Genomic DNA, 24,245 nt, shown 5'->3' on the forward strand with positions numbered 1-24,245 from the left:
AACAGCCCCCTGATGTCCTCTCCGGCCGCGCGCCTGCGCCCTGCTCGTCCGCCCGCTGTCTCCGCGTCCCGGCGCCGGCTCGGCGGCTGGGCGCGCGGCCTGCTCGTGCTCGCGCTCGCCTGCGCCGTGTCGCCGCTCGCGGACGCGCAGGTGTCGCTCCTGCACGAGTTCATCGCGCCGGACCCGGCGGAGGACGTGTCGCTCGCCACGACGACGCTCGACGGAGGGCTCCCGGCGGCGATCCAGACGCCGAGCGGCCTGGCCACGGCGCCCGATCCGCAGCGCCCGCCGTCGAACCAGCAGCAGGTCTACAGCAACGTCGGCTCCGACGCCGGTCCCGAGGCGTCCTACGAGCCGGATCGAGACACCCGCCGGCCGAACGTCGAGCGCTACGACGATCCGTTCTCCCCGGCGACCGCGCCGTTCAAGCGGCTGCAAGCCTACGACGCGGTGAGGGCGGACTACTCGCTCGTCGTCCGCCATCGAAGCCTGAAGACCGTCAAGGCCGACAGCTTGGTCGCGGCGGGCGACGAGGCCTTCTACGGCGACATCTCTGTCGACCTCGTGCCGAACGAGCCGGTCCGGATCCCGACGGTCGGGCCGGACACGCGGCTCGTGCGCATGCACGTGAACCCCGACACGCCGGTCGTCGTGCTGCGTGACGGCGCCGACAACTGGTTCGTGCGCGGCACGAAGAGCGCGCGCGTCCGGATGGTCGTGCAGCTCGCGATCGCGCGCGCGACCTTTGGCAGCGATTTCGCCGACGTCGACTGGGGCGTGCTCGCGCGCACGCCGCAGGAGGCGTCGCACGAGGCGGCGTTCCGGCAGGTCGCCCAGGCGATCGGCATCTCGCCCACGATGCGGCCGCGCGACGTCGTGCAGAAGATGGTCGAGTACTTCCGGTCGTTCACCCCGTCGGACGACCCGCCCAAGGGGAACGGCGACATCTATCTCGACCTCGCGCTGTCGCGAAAAGGCGTCTGCCGCCACCGCGCCTTCGCGTTCCTCGTCACGGCCCTGCACATCGGGATCCCTGCGCGGATGGTCGTCAACGAGGCGCACGCCTGGGTCGAGGTCTTCGACGGCTCGCTCTGGCACCGCATCGATCTCGGGGGCGCCGCCCTCAACATGGACCAAGAGGTCGATCCGAGCCGCCCGCCCTACGTGCCGCCGCCGGACCCCTACAGCTGGCCGGAGCAGCGCGACTCGGGCCAGGATCTCGCCGAGCGGACGCGCGCCGAGCAGATGCAGCAGGGGCCGCCCGGCCCGGGCGCTGCCGGTGGCAGCACCGCCGCGCCGCCGCCTCCACCGCCGGCGCCCACGTCCACGAGCGACGCGACCGGGCGCGCGGCGCGCACCGACGTTGTCGTGACCGCGCTGGACAAGGACATCCGCCGCGGCTTTCCTCTCCACCTGCAGGGGCAGGTCAGCAGCGACGGGGCGCCGTGCGGGCACGTCCGCGTCGACGTGATCCTGACGGGGAACACCGCGCCGCAGGGCGTGACGATCGGCTCGCTGTCGACCGATGAGCGCGGCCGCTACGACGGGGCCGTGGTCATCCCCGGCGACTTTGCGCTCGGCGACTACGAGCTCGCGGTCGCGACGCCGGGCGACGTCCGCTGCAAGGCCGGCCGCACCGGGACGACCGCTCCGTGAGGGATGCGCCGGAACGCGCCCCGGAGCCCCCGCGCGTGGCGGTCGGCGCCGTCGTGATCGAGCGCTGCCCGGACGCGTCCGGTGCGCCCCGCGTGCTCCTCGTCCGTCGCGCTCACCCCCCGCTCGAGGGCACATGGTCGCTCCCCGGCGGTCGCGTGGAGCCAGGAGAGCGGCTCGCAGACGCTGTCGCCCGCGAGATCCGCGAGGAGACGGGCCTCGAGATCCGCGTCGGCCCGCTCGTGGAGGTCGTGGAGATCGTGGAGATTCCGTATCACTACGTGATCCTCGATTACCTGTGCGAGCCGACCGGAGGTGTCCTCGCTCCAGGCGACGACGCCTCCGAGGTGGCCCTCGTGCCAGTCCCCGAGCTGCCGGCCTATGGTCTCACCGACGTCGCGCTCCGCGTGATCCATCGGGCGCTGGCGATGGCGACCGCGGGCTGAGATCTCGCGATGCGGGGAGAGCCCGACTGGGCGCAGCCGCGGAGGCGGGATGTCGCCCGAGGCGCGACTCTCCACGTTGAGAGTCCAAGGTCGTGTGGTGACAACGTTATTTTGCCGCCCTGCCGCCCACGACATGCGCCGGCGACAGCGCTAGGTTTCACGTGGGTGTCGGGATGAGCGCTGGTCCAGCGATCGTGAAGGGTATGGTGGTTGTCGCGGCGGCGACCCTGCTCTTTTCTCCTCTCTGCTTCGCGCGGCCCGAGACCGACGGCGCCGGCCTCTTCGCGCTGCCCGCGCCGCGCGCATTGCGCGCCGCCGCGCGGCCCGGCGCGCGGGGAGGCGCGCCCGCCAGCTCAGGCGGGTTCGCGGCGCGGATGGCGCGAACGCTCTCAAGGACCGTCGAGCGGGCGGCGCGCTCGGGTATCGCCCCGATGTTCCTCGGCCTGCACGGGTTCGGTGTGACCGTATCCGGTGAAATGTGATGAGCGCGGCTACCCTGCCATAAGCAATGGCTGAGCGAGCGCGCGTCGGACGCTCGTGGCGCTTCCGTCAACTCGAATTCGCCGGGGGTCGACCACGGCGTCTGCATTGCGGCGCTCCTGGAGACAGCGTAAACCGGTAAGCCTATGAGCTCGACGCGAAGAGCGAGGAAGGAGGAACAGAAGGAGGAGCGACGGCGGCTCATCATCGACGCAGCCTGGCAGCTGTTCCAGGAGACCCCGTTTATCGAGGTCACCATGGCTCAGGTCGCCGAGCGCACAAGGCTCGCAAAGGGCACCCTCTACCTCTATTTCACCACCAAAGAGGAGCTCTTCCTCGCGGTCGTGGATCAAGAGCTCGCGAAGTGGTTCCATGAGGTGGAGTTCCGCCTGACGCATTTCGGCGCGTCCCAGGGCGAGGCGACCGCGGCGCGCCCCCGACCCTCGCGAGCGCGCCGCGGCGCGCCCGCGGCGCCCGCCCAGGATGCCGCGGCCGGCATCGCCTCGATCCTGTCGACGACCCTCGTGGCGCGCGACGCGATGACGCGCTTGCTCTCCATCCTCCACAGCGTCCTCGAGCAGAACGTCAGCTACGAAGCCGGCCTCCGCTTCAAGCTCTCGCTCCTCGCTCACGTCGAGCGCACCGGGGCGCTGCTCGAGCGGTGCCTGCCGTCGCTCACGCCCGGGCAGGGCGGCCCGATCCTCGTCCGCATGTATGCCCTGCTCATTGGCATGCGTCAGGTCTGCGACCCCAGCGACGTGATCCGCGATATCCGCAGCCGGCCTGAGATGGGCCTTTTCCGGCTCAACTTTGGCGAGGAGATCCGGGCCTCGTTTGCCATCCTCCTGAGCGGAGCGAGCGCGCCGCCGCTCGGGTCCGAGCGGCTCGGCGCCCCGGTCCTCCGCGGGATGACCTCAGTGGAGCGGCGCCGCCCGGAGGGGTGAGGGGCGCGCGCTCACCACGGATCCCGCGCCGACATCGGCGGCAGGTGATCGGCGAACGGCTGGTTGAGGATGCGGGCGATGACGGACTTCCACGTGGTCGCGTCGTTCTCGAAGTCCTCGTGTCGTCGCGCCTCCGAGCCGTGGGGAGGGGGCCTCGTGTTGGGCCCCTTGATCCACTCCGCCCGCGGAAACACGGTGGGCCGATCCTCCCTGTTCTCCGTGAGGAGCGCGAGGACGTCGGCGTTCTCCGGATCGAGGAGCCCCGCCTCCATGCCGAGCAGCGAGACGCCGCTCGTGCCGGGCACCCGCGGGCGCCGCTCGAGCGCGTTCGAGACCAGGTAGAGGAGCGACCTGCCGTACACCTCGCAGTGGTCCTGGAGCTCCGCCTCGTCCGTGAGCGTGAACAGGGCGAACCGGCGGACCATGCCGCTCTTGATCGGCGGCATGTACGTGTCGCGGAACGCGTCGATGGCGCTCGCCGGAGCGAGCAGGGAGAGCGAATCGATCGGGAGCCCGAGCCCGAGCTGACCCCGCATCGGACCGCCCTCGATCTTCCTGCCCTTCTCCGAGGTGACCAGCTGGATCAGCGGCGCGAGCAGGAACGTGCCGCTGGAGTGGGCGACCAGGTGGAGCTCGATCCTCGGGTCCCTGTCCATCAGCGACGCGAGGCGGCCGATCATCTCGCGGAGGCCGCCGTGATCGGCGTCCATCGTCGCGTCGCCCGCGGCGAGCTTCATGCGATCCCACTCGGCCTTGCCGCCCATGCGCCGGACGAGCGGCTCCAGGGCGTCGTCGCGCCGATCGATCATGAACCCGAACGCCCTGGGATCATAGCCGTCGTGGCGGCGACCCTCCGTGGCGCGGTGGAGGATCTCGAGGAGGCGCGGGTAGTGGTCGGTGTCCCAGAGGAGCTCCAGGGGATAGATCTCGTGGCCGAGCAGCTTCGGCCGGAGGCGCGACATCCGGTTGATGGCGTCGATCTGCCGGCGGAGCCCGCCGCCCGCGACGAGCAGGAGCCGGCGGCGCCTCCAGCCCTCGGTCGCGCTCAGGAAGTCTTCTTCCATGATGATGCGGACGTCCTCCGAGGACGTGCCGTAGGCCCCGCGCTGCTGGAGCTGACCGTGCATGTCGACGCTGATGAGGTGCGGCCGCAGGCTGGCGAACGTGCGGCTCGTGGACGTGAGCGGGCGCAGCGAGCGCGGCTGGCTCAGGCGGATGGGGACGCCGAGCCGCCCGACCCACGCGTCGAAGCCGTACTGGAGCCAGTCGTCGTAACAGAGCCGCCCGAAGCCGCTCTTGCCCCAGCCGGGGCCCCAGGAGTTCTGGAGCCAGAAGCCCTCCGCGTCATACCCCACGATCGCGAAGGCATGGCCGCCCCAGGGCGCGATGAACGGGTTCGTCTTGTCGACCGGCGGGATGATGCCGTTCTTCTGCGTCCCGTAATACCAGCCGTTGAACGGGATGAGCGCCGAGGCCGCGATGATCCCGACCTCCGCGAGGGCGTTGTGCATCGCCGGGAGGTCCTTGTGGTTCACCCTTTGATACAGGCCGAGCGGCCGGAGCATCGCGTCCGCGGCGCGCTCCGGCGTGAGCGTGCCGTGGAGATCGTTCGGGTCCCACGGCCACTGCTCACAAGAGCAAATACCGTGTTTGTGCCAGCCCTTCATGGCGCCCCTCAGGCTGGAGCCCCTCGCGTCGTCCTCGCCCGGGTACTCGTCGTATCGGCGCGCCATCGTGTACACCATGTTCTGGCTCACGAGGCCGTACTCCGGGGAGACCTTGCGCTTGCGCAGCAGGAAGTGGGCCACGGTGGCGACCGTGAAGCCGGTACAGCCGTTGTTCCTGCCCTGGTCGAGCACGGGCACGCCGTAGTCCATGAAGCGCTCCGGTGGCATGACCGGAGGCACCTCGATCATCGTCGGACGATAGAGGGTGTCGCGGAAATCGAGGACGTCAGCGCGCGCGTCGGTCGTGATGTCCCCGTGACGCTCGGCGAAACGCTCGGAGTCGATCATGGTTTCCGATCTCGTGAAGTCGCCGAGTGTCGCACGGGCGGCGCTCCTGGCAAAGTCGGCTGCGCCCGCCCCTGGGACGAGTCTGCTCGTGCTAGCGTCGCCCGAGACGGCGCCGCCGCGCCGGCCAGAGGTGGGATGAGCGAGGACAGCCGGGCAGGGGGAGGAGGCGAGAGCGCGCAGGGTGACGTCGGCGACGTCGTGCCGCGGCTCGAGGCCGAGGTGCTGAGGCGACTCACGTCGTTCCGAGGCCGGCTCGGGGGCGAGCTCGGCGCGCTGTTCGACGCGCTCGCCGCGCGCCTCAGGCTCCTTGAGGGCGAGCCGGGCGAGGGCTATTTCTCCCACCCGACGGCGCTTCCGGTGCTCGAGCTGCCGCTCTGGGTCGCGACGCGGCCCGGCGGGGCGACGCCCGGGCCGGACGCCGGATCGCGGGCGCTTCCGCCGCTCGCTGTCGATCTCGCCGAGGCGGCGGCGGTCGGGTACCTCCACGTCCGCATCGAAGACGACCTGCTGGACGAAGGGGTCGGCGAGCCCGGCGCGGCGGTGCTCCTGTCCGGGGCGTTGTTCGCTCGCCACCAGGCGCTGCTCGCTCGCTCGCTGCCCGGCGGGAGCCCGTTCTGGGGCCTCTTCGAGGAGGTCTGGCTGGGATACGGCGAGGCGATGCTCCTCGAGCGGCGGCTGCACCGGGGCGCAGGTCCGCGCGACGCCGCCACGTTCCGGCGGGTGCTCGCCCGCTCGCGCCCGCTCGTGCTCCCGGCGGCCGCGGCCCTGTTCGCGCTGTCGCAGGCCGAGCACCTCGCGGCCCTCGAGGAGTTCGTCTCGGCGCTCGCCGCAGCGCACCAGCTGTTCGCGGACCTGCTGCACGCCGAGAAGGATCGCGCGCTCGGGAACGCGACGTACGTGCTCGCTCGGCTCGGAGCGCTGGTCGAAGCGAGGGATGAAGGACAGCCTCAGCCGAGCGGCGCCGCCCTCGCCGGAGGCGAGCCGCGCCACGATCCGGCGGGGCGCGGCGCGACGGCCCTGCGCGCGCAGCTGTTCGCGCGCGGCGGCTTCGACGCCATCCTGGACGAGGCGCGCTGTGAGCTCGCTCGCGCCGAGGTCGCTGCCAGGGCGCTCGGGCTGCCGGAAGCCGCGCGCTTCTGCAAGAGGCGCGGGCAGTACATGACCGAGATCCAGCGGCGCGTATTCCTCGCGTTCTTCGGCGCGCTCACCGGCGAGCCCGTCGCGAGCGGCGGCGCGCCGCGCTGAGCCGGCGCGCGGGCGCGGTTGCGCCGCGGACGCGCGGACGCGCGGACGCGCCTGCTTGTACTTGCTAGCCGTTTGGAGGTCTCCTAGCCTCCCGAGCGAGAAAGCGAGGAGTCGTGATGTCGAAGAAAACAGAGGCAGAGCTCATCGGTCGTGCCGTTGTGGATTCGAGCTTCCGCCAGCAGCTCCTTGCCGATCCGGAGCGCACCATCGAGGCGGAGGGGTACGCGGTCGGACCGGAGACGCTCCAGCGCATCCGCGACGCCGCGACCTCGACGCCCGAAGCGGTCGATGCGGCCATCGCGACCGCGGCGCGTGACGGCGGAGTCGGTATGTGACGCTGTCCCCTGCCTCAGGGGCGACCGCCGTCTGGCCCTGGCTCGACCCGGACGACAGGGGGGTGTGCGAGCGCTCCTGGTCGGCGCTGCTGTCGGCGGGGGCGCTCCGGCGCGGTGACACGGCATGGGGGGCGCTCGCGCTCGCGCGCGGCGTGGGCGCTCCGCCGGGGCACGGCATCCCGTGGGCCAGCTGGGCGCTCCGGCTTTGCGGCCGCGTGTCTTCGCCCGCCGCGGCCGGTGATGTCGCCGTGGCGATCGCCGCGGTGGCCGCCGGCGACGTCGAGGGCGCTCCGGACGCGCTCGCGCGGGGCGCGCTCGCGGCGCGTCTCCTCGCGCGTCACGCGGACGAGGCGCGCGCGCGCCGCTGGCTCGTCGACCTGGCCGAGCTCGCGGAGGCTTCGTGGCGCCGCAACCCGGTGGTCGCGGGCGCCGGGCCGGACGCCGCGACGGGGCGCGCCGACGCCGCCGGCTCGCGCGAGGTCGTCGCCCTCTGGACGGCGATCGCGCTCGTTGCAGGCGACGATCTCGCGCCCGCGCGCCGCTTCGCAGAGGCCGTGGCCGAGCCGCTCGCGCTGCTCGACGGGCTCGGGCGCCTCTGGCTCGATCCGGCCGCGCCGGATCTCGCAGCGCCGACGCTCACGCCGCTCCTCGCGCTCTGGTTGCGCGGCGCGGATCTCGCTCCTCCGCTGCTCCGCGCGCTCTCGGGCGAGCGCGCGTCCCCCGTGCGCCGCCGCGAGATCCACGGCCTGCTCGCGACCCGCCCCTACCGGGCCGCGCTCGCCGCGCGCATGCGCGGCGCGCTCGCGTCGGCCCGCGAGGCGGCGGCCAGCTCGCCTCGATCGCGCCCGACCGAGCGCGGCCTCGCCGAGGCCCAGCGCGAGCTCGTCGACGCCCTTGGCGAGCGCCTCCGCTTCTTCGATGGGCTGATGTCGTTCCGCGATCTCCTCGACGCTGGCGCGGCGCTCGGGCCATCGCGGTCGCAGGGCGACGGGGCGCCGCGCGAGGACGCGGGCGCCGATCTGCAGGCGGCGGTCGCGTTTCTCGTGGAGGCGGCGCCGTGGTCGGAGTCCTGGGAAGTGCAGCGCTTCGGCGTGCTCGGGTCGCGCGAGCAGCCCGTCGGGCACTGGTTCGTGCGGGCGACGATCCTGAGAGCGCTGATCGAGATCGGGGAGGTCGGGCGCGACGTCCGCGCCGACGCCGCGGCGCTGCTCGACGAGATCCCGGCCGGAGAGCTCCGCTACTTCGGCGCGTTCCGCGATCTCCCGCCGGACGCCGACGACCTCTCGATCATGCTCGAGCTGGTCGCCGAGACGGGTGCCGCCCGGGACCGCGCCGAGACGTGGGTCGAGGTCATGCTGACCAACGTGGGCGAGGATGGCGTCGTGCCGACCTGGTTCTACCGCGGGCCTGCGGGGCCAACCACGCCGGGCGCGGCGTGGGCCGGCGACGACTGCGCGGCGGTCCGGTTGAACCTGCTCGCGGGCCTGCTGTCGTTCGACGCGGAGCGGTTCGCGCGGCTCATCGACGCCAACGTGCGGCGCGTGCTCGACGGCGCCGCGGAGGGCGGCATCGAGGGCGCCTGCTTCTACGACGCGTCGTACACGGACCTCGCGTTCCTCCGCTTCGCGCGCCTCTACCGGGAGAGGGCAGGGGAGGCGCGGTGGGCCGCCGAGGTCGCCGCGGTCGAGGCCGCGACCCTGTCGCGGATGCTCGGAGCGCAGCGGCTCGACGGCGGCTTCGGGACGCCGCTCCGCACGGCCGCGTGCCTCGAGGGGGCGGCGATGACGTCGTCGCCGGACCCGCTGATGGTGGAGCGGGGGCTGCGTTACCTCGGCGAGCACCAGCTCGTGGACGGCTCCTGGCCGGCCGAGCCGCTCTACCGGGTGCCGATGAAGCACGGCCGCGAGGGGCACCACCAGGGCAGGGCGCTGACGACCGCGCTGTGCGCCCGCGGGTTCGCCGCGGCGTGGTCCCGGCGGCGGCGCGGAGGAGAGCGGCGCGCATGAGCATCGAGAAATCGACGGAGATCGTGCGGATCCTCCAGGCGCAGGAGATGCGCGGAGAGCAGATCGTGAACCACGTCCGGTTCGTGTTCGCGCTGCTCTCCGCCTACACGTTCACGCACGTGTGGACGGTCAACACGCCGGCCGCGAACCAGGTCTTCGCGATCCAGATCGGCGGGTACCTCGCCTTCTCGCTCCTGCTCTACGCGTTCTTCCGGCTGCGCCCCGGCGCCTACGCGGGCTGGCTCAAGTACGTGAGCATCTTCGTCGACCTCGCGCTCCTGACGCTCACAGCGCTGGCGACGGCGAGGAACCACTCGGGGATGATCGAGTACTTCTCGAGCTACCTCGCGACCGTCTACGTGCTCTGGAACCTGATGTCGGGCTTCCGCTACAGCCTCGCGGCGTGCCTGTACTCGGCGGGGCTGTCGGCCCTCTTCAACTCGGTCGTGCTCGCGATCACTGTCCACTCCGGCGCGATCCCGATCAGCCCGGTGTCCGTCTACGGACAGAACGCCATCAACATCGCGGACCAGTGCCAGCAGGTCCTCTTCATCGCGCTCCCGGGCGTCGTCGCCGGCATCATCGCGCGGATGTCGCGCAACCTGGTCCTCCGCGCCGAGATCGAGTCCCTGGCCCGCCTCCGGCTCGAGCGCGAGAAGCAGGAGCTCGGCCGGTACCTCTCGAAGGACCTCGTCGACTTCGTCCTCTCCGACCCGGGGCGGCTCAAGCTGGGCGGTACGCGCCGGCACGTCTCGGTGATGTTCACCGACATCCGCAACTTCACGCCGCTCACCGAGTCGGTCGAGCCGGAGGCCGTGGTCTCGTTCCTGAACGAGTACTTCACGGAGATGGTCGACATCGTGTTCCGCTACGGGGGCACCCTCGACAAGTACATCGGCGACGGCTTGATGGCGGTGTTCGGCGCGCCGCTCTCGGTCGAGGACGCGCCCAAGCGCGCCGTGATCGCGGCGATCGAGATGGTGCAGGCCCTCGAGCGCATGAACCAGCGGCAGCTCCTCGGCGGCGGCGAGATCAAGATGGGCGTCGGCATCGCGACCGGCACCGTCATCTCCGGCAACATCGGGTCGCTCCAGCGAATGGAGTACACCTGCATCGGAGATACGGTCAACACGGCCTCGCGCCTCGAGCAGTTCAACAAGGAGCTCGGCTCCAAGATCATCATCTGCCAGGCGACGTACGCGAACCTCGACGACTGCGTCCCGGCGCAGGCGACCGGCGCCCTGAGCATCCGGGGCAAGAGCCGCCAGGTCCACCCCTACATCGTGGACCACCAGGAGCTCCCGCCGGCGCTCCTGGATGCGCTCCGGCAGCAGCTCCTCTCGACGCCCCGCCCCATCGCATCGATCCCGCCTCGGGCCGACGCGGCGCAGGCGCCCGCCGCCTGGCAGAGCACGGATCGCGAAGGAGCGCAGTAGCGTCGCGGCGTCAGGAGGGCGTCGCGCGGAAGCGCCGCACCCGCGCCGAGCCGGGGCCGCCGTCCTGCGTCGACAGGCCGAGCGCCGTGCGCGCCGGCGCGTGGAGGCGCTGGAGGACGCGATCGAGCAGGCGGAGCGCGCCGTCGCTCATCTTCACTCCGCGCGGCGAGCGGTAGCCGAACGCGACGCCGTCCACGACCTTGTAGGCGTTCTCCGTGGGCGAGGCGGGGCGCATCTCGACGACCAGCGCGCCGTCGCGCGTCTTCATGATGACGACGATCTCGCCCGGGCGCGCGGAGGCCTCCACGAAGGTCCACCCGCCGGAGGTGGCCTCCTTGATCCCGAGCTCGAGCACGCGCTGCAGATCCTGCCCCGCCGGCGCGAGCGTCGTCGCGCCCTCGACCCGGATCTCCCCGCCCGGCGGGACCACGCCGCTGCCGAGCGGCATCGCCGGCCGCCGCATCTCGCGCGGCCCGGGGAACGACCACATGTCCGGCGTGATCTCCCCACCCTCGCGGTACGCCATCTCGATGAGGCGGCTGCGCTCGCGGGAGAGCGCGTCCTCGGACCAGCCGAGGCACGAGCGCATCATCAGCGTGAACGGGTCGAAGCGGAGCTCGAACGACGCGGGCGCGCGGGTCATGAGGTCGTCCGGAAGGACGAGGCTGTGGAAGATGCGGACCTTGCACGGCAGCTCGCGCGCGCGCTCGAGCGTGCGCCGGAACGTGACGGGGCCGTCGCCAGGCAGGCCGAGGAGGATGTCCACCTCGATGTCCGTGAAGGTCGAGAGCTCCTCGATCACCTTCGCGAACTTCGACTCCCGGAAGGGGCGCTGCGTGCCGTCGCCGGTGTCCTTGTTGAGCGGCGGCAGCCGCGCCTCGAGGGACACGCGCGCGGCGCCGTGGAGGAACTCGAGGTGCTCGTCGTGCACGTGCTCCGGATCGAGCGACGCCATCAGCGTCGCCTGCTTGAAGAAGCCGACCTGCTTCTCCGCGGCCACGAGGTTCCGGAACGCCTCGGCGTTCAGGTTGAGCGGGGCGTCCACGATCTGCGCGCCCGGGGCGCCGGCGTCGCGGAGCGCGCTCAGCTCCTCGACGAGGTAGGCCTCCGAGAAGGCGCCGGCGCCGGCGTCGCCCGTCGAGGCGCCGCACGTCGGGCAGCTCATGACGCCGCCGCGGCAGATCTCGATCGGGACGAGGCGATCGGTCGGGAGCAGCTTCATCCGGATCGGCGAGGGGAGCTCGTCGGGCGCCACGTGAGGCGCTTCGCCCGTGGAGACCCAGCCGTCGGCCGTGAAGACGTGCAGCCCCGGCACGGTGCGCAGCGCCTCGGAGGAGCGCTCGCTCAGGCGGACGATGTTCCGGAACGTGAGCTCGTTGCCGTACACGAGGGCGTCGATGCTGGCGGCGGCGTCGCGCCAGGGCGAGAGCGCGAACATCGCGGGGCGCGCGAGGGGACCGCAGAGGACGATCGTGCGCCCCGGCCGGTTGCGCTGGAGGTGGCGCGCGACCTCGATGAACGTGGGAAAGGACCAGACGTGCGCGGCGAGGCCGACCACGTCCGCGTCGACGGTCTCGACCTCCGCGACCCACGCGTCGAGATCCCTCGTCTGCGCGTCGATCACATGGATCGGCACGCCGGCGAGCTCCGGATCGGCGAGCAGAGAAGCTTCGACACGACGGATTCCATGGCTGAACGGCGCTCCCCCACCGTCCGGCATGGTTGACTCCATCGCGAGTAGCGCGACGCGGCGTTCGCCAGGCATCCATGGGAGTCTACCAGGGTGTCTCGTCCGTCGGGGAGTCCGTTCGCGCTCTCTGTTTGCTCCCGCTCCCGTCCGCTCCGGCGGCGTGCGGGGTTACGACCAGGCTTACGTCCGGCGTTCGCGTCCGGAGTTGCATCCGGAGCGCGTCCGGGCTTTCATAGTGCCCGGGGCGAAAGAGGGGGAAAGGAACGTACCGGATCGCCGGAGTGCGGCGGTCTGTCGGGTTGCGCGCTTCGTGGGTGGACGTGGCGCGCCGCGGCGAGCGCTCTGGACTGCGCAGATCCGTTCGCCCGGGTGATTCGTCACGCCGGGTCGGTCATCGTCGTCGAGCGGGCCTGCGCTGCGCCGGCTGCTGGCCAGTGGGGCTCGCGTCGCGTCGAGCGTCGCTCCTCCGTGCGTGGAGGAAAGATGGCGCGCCGCCCTGCGCAGCGGCCCCCGTTTCCGAGGAAAGCCGAGGGGAGCCATGTGTGGCAAGCACGTGATCCTGGTTGCAGAGGACGACGTTGACACTGCGGCAATGCTGCAGGAGCTCCTGACGCTGGAAGGATACGAGGTCGAGCTGACCGCGACCGCGGGCGCGGTGCTCGACGCGCTCGCGGAGCGACGCTTCCACGCCGTCCTCCTCGATCTGACGATGCCGGGCATGACGACGGACCGGTTCGTCTCCGAGATCGAGGGGCTCGGCACGCCCTCTCCCCTCATGATCTTCTCGGCCCGCCTGCCCCACGAGATGCAGGCGATCGCCGAGCGGCTGCGCGCGGCCGCGCTCATCCCGAAGCCGGTGGACATCGATGTGCTGCTGAGCACCCTTTCGAGGGTGGTGCTCGGCGCCGCGGGCCAGGAAGGTTGACGCTGCCCGCTCGAGCCGCGCCGCGCGCCTCGCGCCGCTGTTCCGGTGGGCCGCGCTGCTGCGCACCACCGCGCCGGTGGTACGATCGCAGGCTCATGACCTGGTGGAGCGCGACCGAGCCGCGCGATGCTCACCCTGGCAGGCCGCAGATCGGACAGAGAGCGGCTTCGCCGGAGCGCGACCGTGCTGTAACATCTCGTGCTCGACCTCCGACGATCGAGCACGATGCGCACGCCCGAACCCCTCCTGCCTGACCCGTCCGGCTTGAGGACCGTCGACTCCACGCGGGTCCACGGCGTGAGGGGCGTCGATCGAGCGGGCTCCGCTCCGAGGCGCCCATTGCCGCAGAGAGACCTTCATGCGCCCCCTTCCTCGCAGAACAGGCCTGATCAAGCGGACCCCGAGCAGGGATTCAGGGCTTTCCCTGTTTCGCCGTGACGTCAGGCTTTCGCATAGTGGTTGATGCACCGTGCCTGCCACTCCCTTGAAGAGGATCCTCGTTGTCGATGATGATCCGGATATTCGAGAGACCCTCGCCGAGCTCCTGCAAGAGGAGGGCTACGCCGTCGCGTCGGCGGCGCACGGCGGCGAGGCGCTCAGCGCGCTTCGAACGGATCCCAGGCCTGGCCTCATCCTGCTCGATCTCATGATGCCCATCATGGATGGCTGGCAGTTCAGGGCAGAGCAGAAGAAGGACCCGGAGCTCGCGTCGATCCCGGTGGTGATCATCTCGGCGACAGGCCGCGACGAGTTCGTGTCCTCGCTCGGCGCGGCGCAGTTCCTCAAGAAGCCGATCAACCTCGAGCAGCTGCTCGCCGCGGTCGAACAGCACTGCCGGTGACGGCGCCGTTGCGCCTGTTCGTCTACGGCACGCTGATGCGGGGCGAGCGCTCGCACGGGCTGCTCGGGCGCGCGCGCTACCTCGGGGGCGCCCGCACCGCCCGGTCGTTCGAGCTCGCCGACCTCGGCGCCTACCCGGCGCTCGTGCGCGGCGGCTCGAACGCGGTCCTCGGGGAGCTCTACGAGCCGGATCGGGAGACGCTCGCCTCGCTCGACGTCTACGAGGGCTGCCCCGATCTCTTCCGGCGCGAGCCGATCCAGCTCGACGGGGGCGCGCCCTGCGAGGCGTACCTGATGCCCGCGGGCCAGGCGCTGGGGTGTCCCCGCATCGACTCGGGGGACTGGCGGGCGCGGCGGCGGTGAGGGCGTCAGTCGGGGCCGGCGCGGCGCGCTGGCCGTAGCCCCGGCGGAGGGGGCTCGTCCTTCTCGGGCCCCGTCCTGTCCTCGACGACGAGCAGCAACGCCGGGAGCTCGCCCTCGTCGGCCTGGAGCCGGAAGGCGGAGAACGACAGCGTCCGCCGCCCGGCGTGCGCGAGCACGGCCTCGAGGCGGAAGTCGACGAGCGCGGCGCTGCGGCGGAGGACGTCCCGGAGCCGCAGCTCCAGCTGCGGGGTGTTCCACCCGGCGTCGATGGCCGAGAGGGGCCGCCCCTCGATGTCCCCGAGCGGGACCATGAACAGCTCGCAGTACCGCCGGGTGGCCGCGCGGATCCGGAGCTCGCCGTCGAGCAGGAGGAACGGGTGGCGCAGCACCTCGAAGACGGCGGAGATGCGATCGCGCGCGCCCGCGAGCTCGCGCCCGGCACGCCTCGGCGCGTCGCTCTCCAGCCAGCAGATCACCGCGCCGTCCACCTCGTTCCCGGTGGTCCGGAAGGGGCGCGCTCGCATGAGATAGAGGCGCCCCTCGCGATCCTCGACCTGCCGCTCGACGGTGCTCCTCGTGTCGAGCACCTCGGCGACGACGGGCGCGATGTCGGCCGCGCTCCTCGGCTTCACCTCGAGGATCGACCTGCCCACGTCGCTCGCGCCGAGGCCGAGCAGCTTGTCGGCCGCGCCGGCGACGCGGCGGATCCGCAGGTCCGCGTCGAGCATCAGGACCGGGATGTTCATGCTGCCGAGGAGGTTGCGCAGATCGTCGTTGGCGAGCCCGAGCGCGACGCTGCTGCTGCGGAGCTCCTCGTTGATGGCCGTCAGCTCCTGGTTCGCCGACCGGAGCTCTTCGTGGGCGGACTCGAGCGCGTCGTTCATCCGGTGCAGCTCGTCGTTGCTCGCGAGGAGCTCCTCGTTCGTGCAGAGGAGCTCCTCGTTCGTTGCCTCCAGCTCATCGATGAGCGACTGGAGGTACTCCCTCGTGGTCACGAGCTCCCTGCGGAGCTGGGCGATCTCCAGATCCTTCTGGGGATCGCTCTGGGCCGGATCGTCGCCCGGCCGATCCAGCCTGGGCCCGCCCGACTCGGAGAAGACGACGAGGAAACAGCGCCCCTGCGGGAGCCGCACCTTGAGCGGCCACACCTCGACGTCGACGTCCCGGCGCCTGTCTCCCTGCCGGACCTTGATCTTCTCCTTGCGGGCCATCGCGCCCGAGTTCATCGATGCGTCGATGGCAGCCCGGAGGCCGAGCAGGAGCCCCTCCCGGGCCATCTTGAAGAGGTGCAGGCTGGCGTCGCCCGGCGCCGGCTCGAGGTAGGGCCCTGTCTTGCCCCGGAACTGGACGATCTGCATCTCCTCGTCGACCACCACGCCGGCGGGGGCGTAGCGCGCCATGACGATGGCGTCGGCCTCCTTGCGCACCGCGTCCATGATGAGCCCCTCGGGGCTGCGCGGCTTCTCCTTCTCCAGCGCGGGCGCGGGCTCCAGCGCGGGCGCGGGCTCCAGCGCGGGCGCGGGCTCCAGCGCGGGCGCGGGCTCCAGCGCGGGGAGGGCGGGCGCGGCGGGGAGGCCGCCCGCGCAGGTCGCCTCCGAGGCGGCGCGCTTGCAGAAGATCCTGTGGGTCCTGTCCACGACCCCGAACAGGTCGGACATCGTGCTGATGCTCTCGGAGGAGCCGAGGAGCAAGAAGCCGGTGGGCTTGAGGGCCTGGTGGAAGGTGTGCAGCAGCCGGCGCTGCAGGCTCGGCTCCAGGTAGATCATCAGGTTGCGACAGCTGATGAGATCGAGCTTCGCGAGGGGCGGGTCCGCCGCGGCGTTGTGGCGCGAGAAGATGCACAGGTCGCGGACCGCCTTGTTGACCTGGAAGCCGCCGTGCACCCTGACGAAGAAGCGGCGCAGCCGGCTGGGCGAGACGTCGAACGAGATGCTATCGATGTAGATCCCGGCGCGCGCCTGCTGGATGGCGGCCTCGCTCAGGTCGGTGCCGAAGATCTGGACCGCGTTGTCGCTCGCGTCGGCTTCGAGGAACTCGAGCAGCGAGATCGCGAGAGAGTAAACCTCCTCGCCCGTCGAGCAGCCCGGCACCCAGAGGCGAATGGGGGAGTCCTGCGGCCTCTTGTGCATGAGCACCGGGAACACGTGGGTCTTCAGCGCGGCGAAGGCGCCCGGATCGCGGAAGAACGTGGTCACCTTGATGAGGAGCTCCTGGTAGAGGTGCGCGAGCTCGTCCGGGTCAGCTCTCAGTTGATCGAGGTACTCCTGCAGGGCCGCGAGCTTGTGGAGCGTCATTCGACGCTGGATGCGGCGCTTCAGCGTGCTCTTTTTATAGTGGCTGAAGTCCACGCCCATCGCGGCGTGAAGCAGCCTGAAGAGCTTGCCGAGATCCGGGTCCACCCCCAGGGATGTGCCCTGCGCGAGCCACGGGGTGAGCGCGCGACCGGGGCGGCCCATCCTCACGAGCTCCGCCGCGATCGCCTCGACGCTGAGGGGGAAGTCGACGCCTCCGGCCGCGATGGCGTTGCGCGGGAGCGCCGGCCGCTCGGCGGTGCGCGGATCCTCCGCGAACGTGACCCCGCCCTCCGCCTTCACATCCTTGAGCCCGAGGGCACCTTCGCTCCCGACGCCGGACAGCACGACGCCCACCGCGCTCGACCCCAGCTCGATCGCGAGCGAGCGCAGGAAAGCATCGGCGGGGCTCGGGTCGCCCTCGCTGCGCGGCGCGAGCTCGACGCGCAAGCCGTCGAGCGTCGCGCGCGTGTCCGGGGGCAGGACATGGACGTGACCTGGCACGAGCCTCGCCCCTGGTCGAAGCTCGGTCACGGGGAGCGGGCTGCTCTGCGCCGCGAGCTCGAGGACCGGGATCTCCCCAGGATCTGCGCTGTAGCTCAGCACGAGGGAGAGCCTCGTGTCCCTGCTCGGCATCCGCCGGAGGAGCTCCGCGATCGCGCCGCGTCCACCGGCCGACGCGACGACGCAGACGACCGGAAAGCGCCGCTCGTTCCCGGCGTGCGGCTCGCCCGCCGCGGCCTCCTCCCCGGCGTCCTGAAGCGGGTCCGGCGCGCGCCTCGGCGCAGCCGCCCTGCCGGCATGGGGCGCGGCGTCGCTGTGGCCCGGTGCTCTGAGTTGCGTCCGGCGTGACTTCTTCTGTTCCGGCATTGTTGGCTTGAACGGTTAAGCGTTCTCTCTGGCGTCTCGCTGCCGCGGGAGCAGACAGGGGCGAAGCTAGGGTTGCTGCGAGCGATCGGTCAACGTGCCTGTCCTCGCCGGCGCGGAGCGCCGGACACGGCGCCTGGCGGCCACCCCACCTTGCTCAGCGCGCCCCTTCCAGGCGCTTCAGGAGCTGCTCGAGCTGCTCGATGACGTGCGCCGATCGGTCGGACGCCGTGCGGGCGGAGTCATTGAGCCTCATCAGCGTCCTCTCATCCATCTTCCCGCTGGGCTGGAGCCTGGTCATGGCTTCCAGCGCGGCGTCGTGACGCGCCCGGGCGACCTGGGCTGCCGCCATCGCGCGGCGCAGACGTGTGCGCGGGGGTTCCGGGCTCTCGACCCTCGGCGACCTCCTCTCGGGCGGCTCGCGCCGCGCCTTGTCCTCGGCCCGCGCCTCGTGCTCGGCGGGCGCCGCGCGCGGCGCGGGGGCCTCGCGCGCCTCCCGCAGCGCTCGATCCGCCTGGCTCCCCGCCTCGTGTGCGCGCTCCCCGCGCTGGTCATCGGCCCCGATGCGGAGGCTGACGCTGAGCTCCCGGTCCGCGCTGGGCTCCCGGTCGTCCTCCCACCCCTGCTCGTCGACAACCTGCTTCGTCGCGTCGTTGACGAGGAACACCTGATCCGCGTCGTGGAACCGCTCGGCCCGCAGGGCCCGCAGCGAGGCGCGCGCCGTCTCGAGCGAGCGGATGTGCTTCATGAGCGCGAGCCGCCTGCCCCGGAAGCGAACGTAGATGCTGTAGGTGGTCTGGGACGCCATCTGCATCGCCTCGTGGGCCTGGCCGCGTCATGCGGTGTTCCTCGCTCTTCTTGACAGCAGCTTCCAGGGGTCAGCGCGCCGTGGTGCCGGGTCGAGCATGCGAGTACGCCGCTGGGTCACGTTCCCGCCGGTCCGCCGCCGTGAGTCCTCCGCGCGAGCTCCGGGGGCGCGTCCTGCTCTCCGCGTCACGCCTCAGGCACCGTCGTCAGCAGCACCAGCCTCCCGGCGGTCCGCTCGGCCGTCCTGCAGGCGGTGCGCACGAGCTGCCACTCTGACTTCACGAGCTCCGCCATGAGCGACCTGTCCTGAAAGAGGGCTTTGCACAGGGACTCCTCGGCGTCGTCGCCGAAGGAGAGCACGCGTATCGCGATGGCGAGCGCGAAGTCCCGGGTCAGCCGGACGCGCAGGTCGACGTCCGGGGTGGAGACGTGGAGCGCGTGCTCGGCGAGGGCAACCTCGATCCTGTCCGCGATCGACCTCTCCGTGTCGGCGCGCCACTGGAGCGAACGGCACGTCTGCCGGATCAGCTCCTGGATCAACCGTCTGTCGCAACCCGATCGTGTGCTCATACAGCCCCCTCGACAGCCCCATTCCCCTGCGGAGAACCGCCCGGAGAGCGCCTGTTATCGGCCAGAGCGCGCGATGGTCACCATGGCGCGGTCGAACGATCAGGACCGCTCCCCCAAGGCTGCGCTCCTCCGGGGCGCCCGGGCGGTTTCCCTCCGACTCCCCGATCCTCCCCCTCACTGTCCCGAGGCCGAAGTCCCCGTTGACCGTTAGCTCTACCTCACCTGCAGCTCGGCCGACCGCTAGGGCAATGAGGAATCACTAGTCAGGGATTTCCTGTACATTTGCCGTGATTGAACCGGGGATCCGCGTGCTGGTTCAGGTAATTCCTTACTTCCGGCACCGTAGCGGTCGACGGCGGGCTCGGCTCACCGTCGCCGGTTGACGACGACCCGCGGTCGGCGCGCACCGCAGCCGTCGCCGAGGGCCGCGGGCAGGCGGCGCGCGCCTCAGGTCGTCTTGGCCTTCGAGCGCCGGCGCTCGCGACCCGGCCCTGATGCGGGAGCCGAGCCGGCGGTCTGCCGCGCGCTGCGCGGCGGCGCTTCCGTGACCGGCAGGTCAGCGACGGCGCGCGCCTCCGGGGTGAGCAGGCCCTGCATGAAGAGCTGGAGCACCTGCGCACACCAGTCGGCGATGTCTGGCCTGGAGGGCGCGTCGATGAGCTTGCGGACCAGGCGATCGAAGGCGCCCGAGATGAGCGCCGCGATGACGCTCGGATCGAGGTCGCGCCGGTAGAGGCCGATGTCGATCGCGTACCGGACGCGGCTCTCCACGAGGCACGCGACGCGCTGGGCGAACTCGTCGATCAGGTAGGCGTAGGGGGCCCCGCCGCCGCCCGCTTGCATCATCTTGAGGAGCGCCCGGTTCTGCCAGCAGAACTCGAGCACCTCGATGTCGTGGGCGAGGAGCCGCTTGAAGTACTCGCTCACCGGGGCTCGATCGACGCCCTCGACGGCGATGAGCGGCAGCTCCACGCACCCCGCGAGCCGCGCGATGAAGGTCTCGACGATCTGCTTGAAGCAGTCGTCCTTGCTGTGGAAGTGCAGGTAGAAAGCGCCCTTCGAGACGCCGGCCCGCTCGGTGATGTCCTCGACCCGCGCCGCGGCCAGGCCGCGCTCGGTGAAGGCCGCCTCGGCGGCGCGGAGCAACTCGATCCTGGCGCGGCGATCGGCGAGTCGGGGCATTCTGACTGGTGGGTCAATTCGAGGGACCTGGGCACTATGGGAAGGCCACCAGGAGCCGTCAAGACGGCTCGGTCGCGCTTCCTCGCGACGCGGCGCGTTCGAGCGCGGCGCGGCGCGGGTGGCACGCGCGATGCTCCAGGGAAATCCATGGCGACCGTGGCGAGACGAAATGCAGCAGGGCGCGACGCCGGCGCCGGCGAGGCGACGGCGGCGGCCCTGGTCCCCAGCGATCCTTCGTTGCCGCGCCTGCGCGAGGCCGCCGCGGGCTGCCGGGCGTGCCCGCTCTGGGAGCGGGGGACGCAGACGGTGTTCGGCGAGGGCGCGGCGCGCTCGGACGTGCTCCTCGTCGGCGAGCAACCGGGCGACAAGGAGGATCTGGCCGGCAAGCCGTTCGTGGGCCCGGCGGGGCAGCTGCTCGATCGCGCGCTCGAGGCGGCGGGGATCGATCGGCGCCGGGCGTACGTGACCAACGTGGTCAAGCACTTCAAGTGGGAGCCGCGCGGCAAGCGCCGTATCCACAAGAAGCCGGACGCGCGCGAGATCCGCGCGTGCCTTCCCTGGCTCGCCGCGGAGATCGCGGCGGTGCAGCCGGCGATCGTCGTATGCCTCGGCGCGACGGCGGCGCAGGCGCTGCTCGGCAGCTCGTTCAGGGTCACGCGCGATCGCGGCCGGATCGTCGCCTCGCCGCTCGCGCCGCGCACGCTGGCGACCGTGCACCCCGCGTCGATCCTGCGCATGCCGGACGAGGCTTCCAGGCAAGCCGAGCTCTCCCGCTTCATCGACGATCTCACCGCGGCGGCGCGCGCGCTCGGTTGAGACCGCGCGCCCCGCCTCCTCGCGGGGGGCGCTCGCGATGGAGTAGGATCCGCGCCCCATGACGACAAGCCCACAACCGGCCCCGGGCTCAGAGCGCCCCGCGGCGTCTGCGCCGGCCGAGGGCGCTCACGGAGCGAGCCCGAAGAAGACGTGGCCGCTGATGCTTGCGGCGCTCGGGGTCGTCTACGGCGACATCGGGACGAGCCCCCTCTACGCGATGAAGGAGTGCTTCAGCCCGATCAGCCCGCATCATGTCGCTTCGACGCCGCAGAACGTGCTCGGCGTGCTCTCGCTCATGTTCTGGGCGCTGATGATGGTGGTGACCGTCAAATACGTGACGTTCATCACGCGGGCTGACAACGAAGGGGCGGGCGGCATCCTCGCGCTGCTCGCGCTCGTCCCGAACAGCGAGCGCAAGGGCGATGGTCGTGGCCTCCTCGTGCTCCTCGTCCTCATCGGCGCCGCGCTCCTCTACGGCGACGGCGTGATCACGCCGGCGATCTCGGTGCTCTCGGCGGTGGAGGGCCTCGAGGTCGCGACGTCGACGCTGAGGCCCGCCGTCGTGCCGATCACGTGCGCCGTGCTGCTCGCCGTGTTCCTCGTGCAGAAGCGCGGCACGGTCGGCGTCGGGACGATCTTCGGGCCGGTGACGCTCGTGTGGTTCATGGCGCTCACGCTGCTCGGGGCCAAGGAGATCCTCCACAGCCCCGGCGTGCTCCGGGCCGTCTCACCGACCTACGCCGTGAGCTTCTTCGCCGAGAACAACGTGCACGGCTTCCTGATCCTCGGCGCGGTCGTCCTCTGCATCACGGGCGGCGAGGCGCTGTACGCCGACATGGGTCATTTCGGCCGCGGGCCGATCAAGTACACCTGGTACACGATCGTCTGGCCGGGGCTGCTCATCAACTATTTCGGTCAGGGCGCCAAGCTCCTCGAGGACCCCGCCGCCGCGGCGAACCCGTTCTACGCGCTGGTCCCGTCGTGGGCGCTCTACCCCACGGTGGCGATCGCGACCGCGGCGACGGTCGTGGCGTCTCAGGCGCTCATCTCCGGGGCTTTCTCGCTGACGCAGCAGGCGGTGCAGCTCGGGTACTTCCCGCGCGTCACGGTGATCCACACCTCGAAGGACGAGGCGGGGCAGATCTACATCCCCGAGGTGAACAGCGGGCTCCTGATCTCGTGCCTCGTGCTTGTGCTCGCCTTCAAGAGCTCGAGCGCGCTCGCGGCCGCGTACGGCATCGCCGTCACGGGCACGATGGGGATCACGACGGTGGTCTACTACGTGGTCACGCGGAAGACGTGGGGCTGGCCGCTCTGGAAGTCGCTCCCGCTGGCCGGGCTCTTCCTGGTGATCGATCTCGCGTTCTTCGTGGCGAACAGCGCCAAGTTCTTCCACGGGGGCTGGGTGCCCATCGTGATGGGGGCGGCGATCTTCACGGTGATGACGACGTGGAAGACGGGGCGCAAGCACCTCGCCGCGGCGATCAGGTCGGTGATCTTGCCGCTCGACACGTTCCTCGAGGACGTGAAGCGCGTGAAGCCGCACCGGGTGCGCGGGACGGCGGTCTTCATGGCGTCGAGCCCGGAGGGCACGCCGCCGATCCTGCTGCACCACGTGAAGCACAACCAGGTGCTGCACGAGCAGGTGGTGCTCCTCTCGATCCAGGTGCTGAACGTGCCGGAGGTGCCGGCGGAGCGGCGCATGACGGTGATCCCGCGGGGCGAGGGCATCTACCAGGTGACGGCGTGCTACGGCTTCATGCAGACGCCGAACGCCCCGTCGGTGCTGGAGGGGTGCAAGCGGCACGGGCTCCACATCGATCTCGGGCGGACGAGCTACTACCTCGGCCGGGAGACGCTGCTGACGACGGGGAGCTCGAAGATGTCCCGGTGGCGAAAGGGGCTGTTCGCGTTCATCTCGCGGAACGCGCGGCCGGCCACGGCGTACTTCGGTCTGCCGCCCAACCGGGTGGTCGAGCTCGGCATGCAGGTCGATTTTTAGGGCGCGGCAGCGCGGCGATCAGGGCCCGGTGTACCGGGCGCGGGGCCGCAGCATGTACCCGGCCTCCCGCTGCTCGAACGCGTGGGCGATCCACCCCGCGGCGCGCCCCACCGCGAAGAGCGCCGCCGCCGAGCCGGCCGGCAGGCCGAGCGCTGCGGCGATCGCGACGAGGCCAACGTCGAGCGACGGCGGGTCGTGACCGGCGTCGCGCAGCGCGTCGACGAGCGCGAGGACCGTGCGCAGCGCCGCGCTCTGCGGCGCGAGCGCCCGGGCCGTGTCGAGCAGCGCCCGGGCGCGGGGGTCGCCCTCGGGGTAGAGCCGGTGCCCGAAGCCGGCGATGGGCTCGCCGCGGCGCAGCCGCTCGTGGACCGCGGCGGCGGCGCGCTCGGGCCGGCTCGCTTCGGCGACCAGGGCTTCCACCCGGTCGCTGGCGCCGCCGTGCCTCGGGCCGGAGAGCGCCGCGAGCCCGGCGCTGACGCAGGCGTAGAGGTCGGCCCCGGTGGAGGCGGCCACCCGGACCGCGAACGTCGAGGCGTTCAGCTCGTGATCGGCCGACACCAGCAGCGCCCGGTTCACGGCGCGCTCCGCCTTCTTCGTGGGGTTCGCGCCGAGGGCGACGAGCAGGCGCCGCGCCGTCCCCTCGGCCTCGAGGGCGGCGGTCGCCCTGCCCGCCTCCCGCCCGAGGCCGACGAGCGCCGCGAGCGATCGCACGAGCGCCCGCGCCCGCGCGCGCTCCGCGTCGCTCGTGGGGATGCGCCCGTCGCCCGAGGGCGCGCCCACGTGGCGGGTCGCGTCGTGCGCGCCGAGCGCGGGCACCACGAGCGCGAGCGCGGTGAACGGCGGCGCGCCCTCCGGCAGGAGCGCCGCGAGCTTCGCCGGGCGGACGCCCAGCCGGCCGGGTCGCGCCGCCGGCGCGCCCTCCGCCGGCAGCTCGCCGGTCCACAGCAGCTCGGCGACCGCCTCGAACGGCACGTCCTCGAGCGCCAGCGCGACCGCCTCCTTGCCCCGGTAGACGGGCCCGCGCGGGCCGATCGCCGTGAGCGCCGACTCGAGCACCGGCTCGCCCCACCGGAGCGCCTCGGCGGCGACGGGGCCGTGGCCGGCGCGCGCGTCATGCCGGGCCCTGAGCCGCTCGATGTCCGCCCTCAGGTAGAGCCGCGCGCGCCCTCGCCCGCCGGGCACGCCCCGGAGCACGCCTCGGCTCGCATACGCATAGAGCGTCTCCCGCTTCACGCCGAGCAGCTCCGCCGCCTCGGCGCCGGTCACGTACGCCGAAGGCCGCTGCTCCGATTCAGGTAGATCAACCATGAGGGTCCATCAACGTCAGCTCCA

Annotated in this window: 20 protein-coding genes; 13 read left to right on the forward strand and 7 right to left on the reverse strand. The window is 71.8% G+C overall.

Annotation, left to right across the window (positions count from 1 at the left end):
- Positions 1–12: 12 nt before the first annotated feature.
- The 4 genes from WMF28_RS08320 to WMF28_RS08335 all read left to right on the forward strand — a co-directional run bounded on the left by WMF28_RS08320 (position 13) and on the right by WMF28_RS08335 (position 3,523).
- Positions 13–1,656: a transglutaminase-like domain-containing protein gene (locus WMF28_RS08320; RefSeq protein WP_437601571.1), complete on the forward strand. Its 1,644-nt coding sequence runs from the start codon at positions 13–15 to the stop codon at positions 1,654–1,656.
- Positions 1,653–2,099, forward strand: a complete 447-nt coding sequence (locus WMF28_RS08325; protein ID WP_437601572.1) for an NUDIX hydrolase — start codon at positions 1,653–1,655, stop codon at positions 2,097–2,099. The genes WMF28_RS08320 and WMF28_RS08325 overlap by 4 nt, the downstream gene beginning before the upstream one ends.
- 173 nt (positions 2,100–2,272) lie before the next feature.
- Positions 2,273–2,581, forward strand: a complete 309-nt coding sequence (locus tag WMF28_RS08330; RefSeq protein ID WP_437601573.1) for a hypothetical protein — start codon at positions 2,273–2,275, stop codon at positions 2,579–2,581.
- A 144-nt stretch (positions 2,582–2,725) separates the two neighbouring features.
- The gene (locus WMF28_RS08335) at positions 2,726–3,523 is read left to right on the forward strand and encodes a TetR/AcrR family transcriptional regulator (RefSeq protein ID WP_437601574.1); all 798 of its coding nucleotides are present in this window, start codon (positions 2,726–2,728) and stop codon (positions 3,521–3,523) included.
- A gap of 11 nt (positions 3,524–3,534) precedes the next feature.
- On the opposite strand, the gene WMF28_RS08340 is transcribed toward WMF28_RS08335, so the two are convergent.
- Entirely contained in the window at positions 3,535–5,538 is a 2,004-nt protein-coding gene (locus WMF28_RS08340; protein ID WP_437601575.1) for a C1 family peptidase, read from the reverse strand.
- A 135-nt stretch (positions 5,539–5,673) separates the two neighbouring features.
- On the opposite strand from WMF28_RS08340, the gene WMF28_RS08345 reads away from it, so the two are divergent.
- From WMF28_RS08345 to WMF28_RS08360, 4 genes are all read left to right on the forward strand, one after another.
- Positions 5,674–6,783, forward strand: coding sequence for a geranylgeranyl pyrophosphate synthase (locus WMF28_RS08345; protein WP_437601576.1), 1,110 nt, complete (start codon positions 5,674–5,676; stop codon positions 6,781–6,783).
- A 116-nt stretch (positions 6,784–6,899) separates the two neighbouring features.
- The gene (locus tag WMF28_RS08350) at positions 6,900–7,118 is read left to right on the forward strand and encodes a Franean1_4349 family RiPP (RefSeq protein WP_437601577.1); all 219 of its coding nucleotides are present in this window, start codon (positions 6,900–6,902) and stop codon (positions 7,116–7,118) included.
- Positions 7,115–9,124, forward strand: a complete 2,010-nt coding sequence (locus WMF28_RS08355) for a hypothetical protein (protein ID WP_437601578.1) — start codon at positions 7,115–7,117, stop codon at positions 9,122–9,124. The genes WMF28_RS08350 and WMF28_RS08355 overlap by 4 nt, the downstream gene beginning before the upstream one ends.
- Complete coding sequence (locus WMF28_RS08360; protein WP_437601579.1) at positions 9,121–10,560, forward strand: adenylate/guanylate cyclase domain-containing protein; 1,440 nt, start codon at positions 9,121–9,123, stop codon at positions 10,558–10,560. The genes WMF28_RS08355 and WMF28_RS08360 overlap by 4 nt, the downstream gene beginning before the upstream one ends.
- Positions 10,561–10,570: 10 nt before the next feature.
- On the opposite strand, the gene WMF28_RS08365 is transcribed toward WMF28_RS08360, so the two are convergent.
- Entirely contained in the window at positions 10,571–12,280 is a 1,710-nt protein-coding gene (locus WMF28_RS08365; protein ID WP_437601580.1) for a B12-binding domain-containing radical SAM protein, read from the reverse strand.
- A gap of 508 nt (positions 12,281–12,788) precedes the next feature.
- On the opposite strand from WMF28_RS08365, the gene WMF28_RS08370 reads away from it, so the two are divergent.
- The 3 genes from WMF28_RS08370 to WMF28_RS08380 all read left to right on the forward strand — a co-directional run bounded on the left by WMF28_RS08370 (position 12,789) and on the right by WMF28_RS08380 (position 14,378).
- Complete coding sequence (locus WMF28_RS08370) at positions 12,789–13,175, forward strand: response regulator (RefSeq protein ID WP_437601581.1); 387 nt, start codon at positions 12,789–12,791, stop codon at positions 13,173–13,175.
- Positions 13,176–13,659: 484 nt separating this feature from the next.
- Complete coding sequence (locus tag WMF28_RS08375; RefSeq protein WP_437488538.1) at positions 13,660–14,016, forward strand: response regulator; 357 nt, start codon at positions 13,660–13,662, stop codon at positions 14,014–14,016.
- Positions 14,013–14,378, forward strand: coding sequence for a gamma-glutamylcyclotransferase family protein (locus tag WMF28_RS08380; protein ID WP_437601582.1), 366 nt, complete (start codon positions 14,013–14,015; stop codon positions 14,376–14,378). Before WMF28_RS08375 ends, WMF28_RS08380 begins: the two co-directional genes overlap by 4 nt.
- Positions 14,379–14,383: 5 nt before the next feature.
- On the opposite strand, the gene WMF28_RS08385 is transcribed toward WMF28_RS08380, so the two are convergent.
- The 4 genes from WMF28_RS08385 to WMF28_RS08400 form a co-directional block, all read right to left on the reverse strand.
- Positions 14,384–17,539 (reverse strand): CheR family methyltransferase, encoded by a 3,156-nt coding sequence (locus WMF28_RS08385; protein WP_437601583.1) that lies wholly within the window; start codon positions 17,537–17,539, stop codon positions 14,384–14,386.
- A 154-nt stretch (positions 17,540–17,693) separates the two neighbouring features.
- The gene (locus tag WMF28_RS08390; protein ID WP_437601584.1) at positions 17,694–18,344 is read right to left on the reverse strand and encodes a hypothetical protein; all 651 of its coding nucleotides are present in this window, start codon (positions 18,342–18,344) and stop codon (positions 17,694–17,696) included.
- A 185-nt stretch (positions 18,345–18,529) separates the two neighbouring features.
- Complete coding sequence (locus tag WMF28_RS08395) at positions 18,530–18,913, reverse strand: hypothetical protein (protein WP_437601585.1); 384 nt, start codon at positions 18,911–18,913, stop codon at positions 18,530–18,532.
- A gap of 447 nt (positions 18,914–19,360) precedes the next feature.
- A complete protein-coding gene (locus WMF28_RS08400) occupies positions 19,361–20,095 on the reverse strand; it encodes a TetR/AcrR family transcriptional regulator (RefSeq protein WP_437601586.1) in 735 nt (244 codons plus the stop codon).
- A 147-nt stretch (positions 20,096–20,242) separates the two neighbouring features.
- On the opposite strand from WMF28_RS08400, the gene WMF28_RS08405 reads away from it, so the two are divergent.
- Positions 20,243–20,911: a UdgX family uracil-DNA binding protein gene (locus WMF28_RS08405; protein ID WP_437579221.1), complete on the forward strand. Its 669-nt coding sequence runs from the start codon at positions 20,243–20,245 to the stop codon at positions 20,909–20,911.
- 160 nt (positions 20,912–21,071) lie between these two features.
- Positions 21,072–22,913 (forward strand): potassium transporter Kup, encoded by a 1,842-nt coding sequence (locus WMF28_RS08410; protein WP_437604228.1) that lies wholly within the window; start codon positions 21,072–21,074, stop codon positions 22,911–22,913.
- A gap of 18 nt (positions 22,914–22,931) precedes the next feature.
- On the opposite strand, the gene WMF28_RS08415 is transcribed toward WMF28_RS08410, so the two are convergent.
- Positions 22,932–24,221 (reverse strand): citrate synthase family protein, encoded by a 1,290-nt coding sequence (locus WMF28_RS08415; protein ID WP_437601587.1) that lies wholly within the window; start codon positions 24,219–24,221, stop codon positions 22,932–22,934.
- Positions 24,222–24,245: the final 24 nt, after the last annotated feature.

The organism is Sorangium sp. So ce590 (assembly GCF_051521365.1).
Lineage (GTDB): Bacteria > Myxococcota_A > Polyangia > Polyangiales > Polyangiaceae > Sorangium.

Coding starts and splice junctions, on each gene's coding strand:
- WMF28_RS08370 (WP_437601581.1), top strand. CDS start 12,789: ATGTGTGGCAAGCACGTGATCCTGGTTGCAGAGGACGACGTTGACACT.
- WMF28_RS08415 (WP_437601587.1), bottom strand. CDS start 24,221: ATGGTTGATCTACCTGAATCGGAGCAGCGGCCTTCGGCGTACGTGACC.
- WMF28_RS08385 (WP_437601583.1), bottom strand. CDS start 17,539: ATGCCGGAACAGAAGAAGTCACGCCGGACGCAACTCAGAGCACCGGGC.
- WMF28_RS08410 (WP_437604228.1), top strand. CDS start 21,072: ATGCTTGCGGCGCTCGGGGTCGTCTACGGCGACATCGGGACGAGCCCC.
- WMF28_RS08365 (WP_437601580.1), bottom strand. CDS start 12,280: ATGCCGGACGGTGGGGGAGCGCCGTTCAGCCATGGAATCCGTCGTGTC.
- WMF28_RS08350 (WP_437601577.1), top strand. CDS start 6,900: ATGTCGAAGAAAACAGAGGCAGAGCTCATCGGTCGTGCCGTTGTGGAT.
- WMF28_RS08320 (WP_437601571.1), top strand. CDS start 13: ATGTCCTCTCCGGCCGCGCGCCTGCGCCCTGCTCGTCCGCCCGCTGTC.
- WMF28_RS08405 (WP_437579221.1), top strand. CDS start 20,243: ATGGCGACCGTGGCGAGACGAAATGCAGCAGGGCGCGACGCCGGCGCC.
- WMF28_RS08330 (WP_437601573.1), top strand. CDS start 2,273: ATGAGCGCTGGTCCAGCGATCGTGAAGGGTATGGTGGTTGTCGCGGCG.
- WMF28_RS08335 (WP_437601574.1), top strand. CDS start 2,726: ATGAGCTCGACGCGAAGAGCGAGGAAGGAGGAACAGAAGGAGGAGCGA.
- WMF28_RS08360 (WP_437601579.1), top strand. CDS start 9,121: ATGAGCATCGAGAAATCGACGGAGATCGTGCGGATCCTCCAGGCGCAG.
- WMF28_RS08345 (WP_437601576.1), top strand. CDS start 5,674: ATGAGCGAGGACAGCCGGGCAGGGGGAGGAGGCGAGAGCGCGCAGGGT.
- WMF28_RS08340 (WP_437601575.1), bottom strand. CDS start 5,538: ATGATCGACTCCGAGCGTTTCGCCGAGCGTCACGGGGACATCACGACC.
- WMF28_RS08400 (WP_437601586.1), bottom strand. CDS start 20,095: ATGCCCCGACTCGCCGATCGCCGCGCCAGGATCGAGTTGCTCCGCGCC.
- WMF28_RS08395 (WP_437601585.1), bottom strand. CDS start 18,913: ATGAGCACACGATCGGGTTGCGACAGACGGTTGATCCAGGAGCTGATC.
- WMF28_RS08390 (WP_437601584.1), bottom strand. CDS start 18,344: ATGGCGTCCCAGACCACCTACAGCATCTACGTTCGCTTCCGGGGCAGG.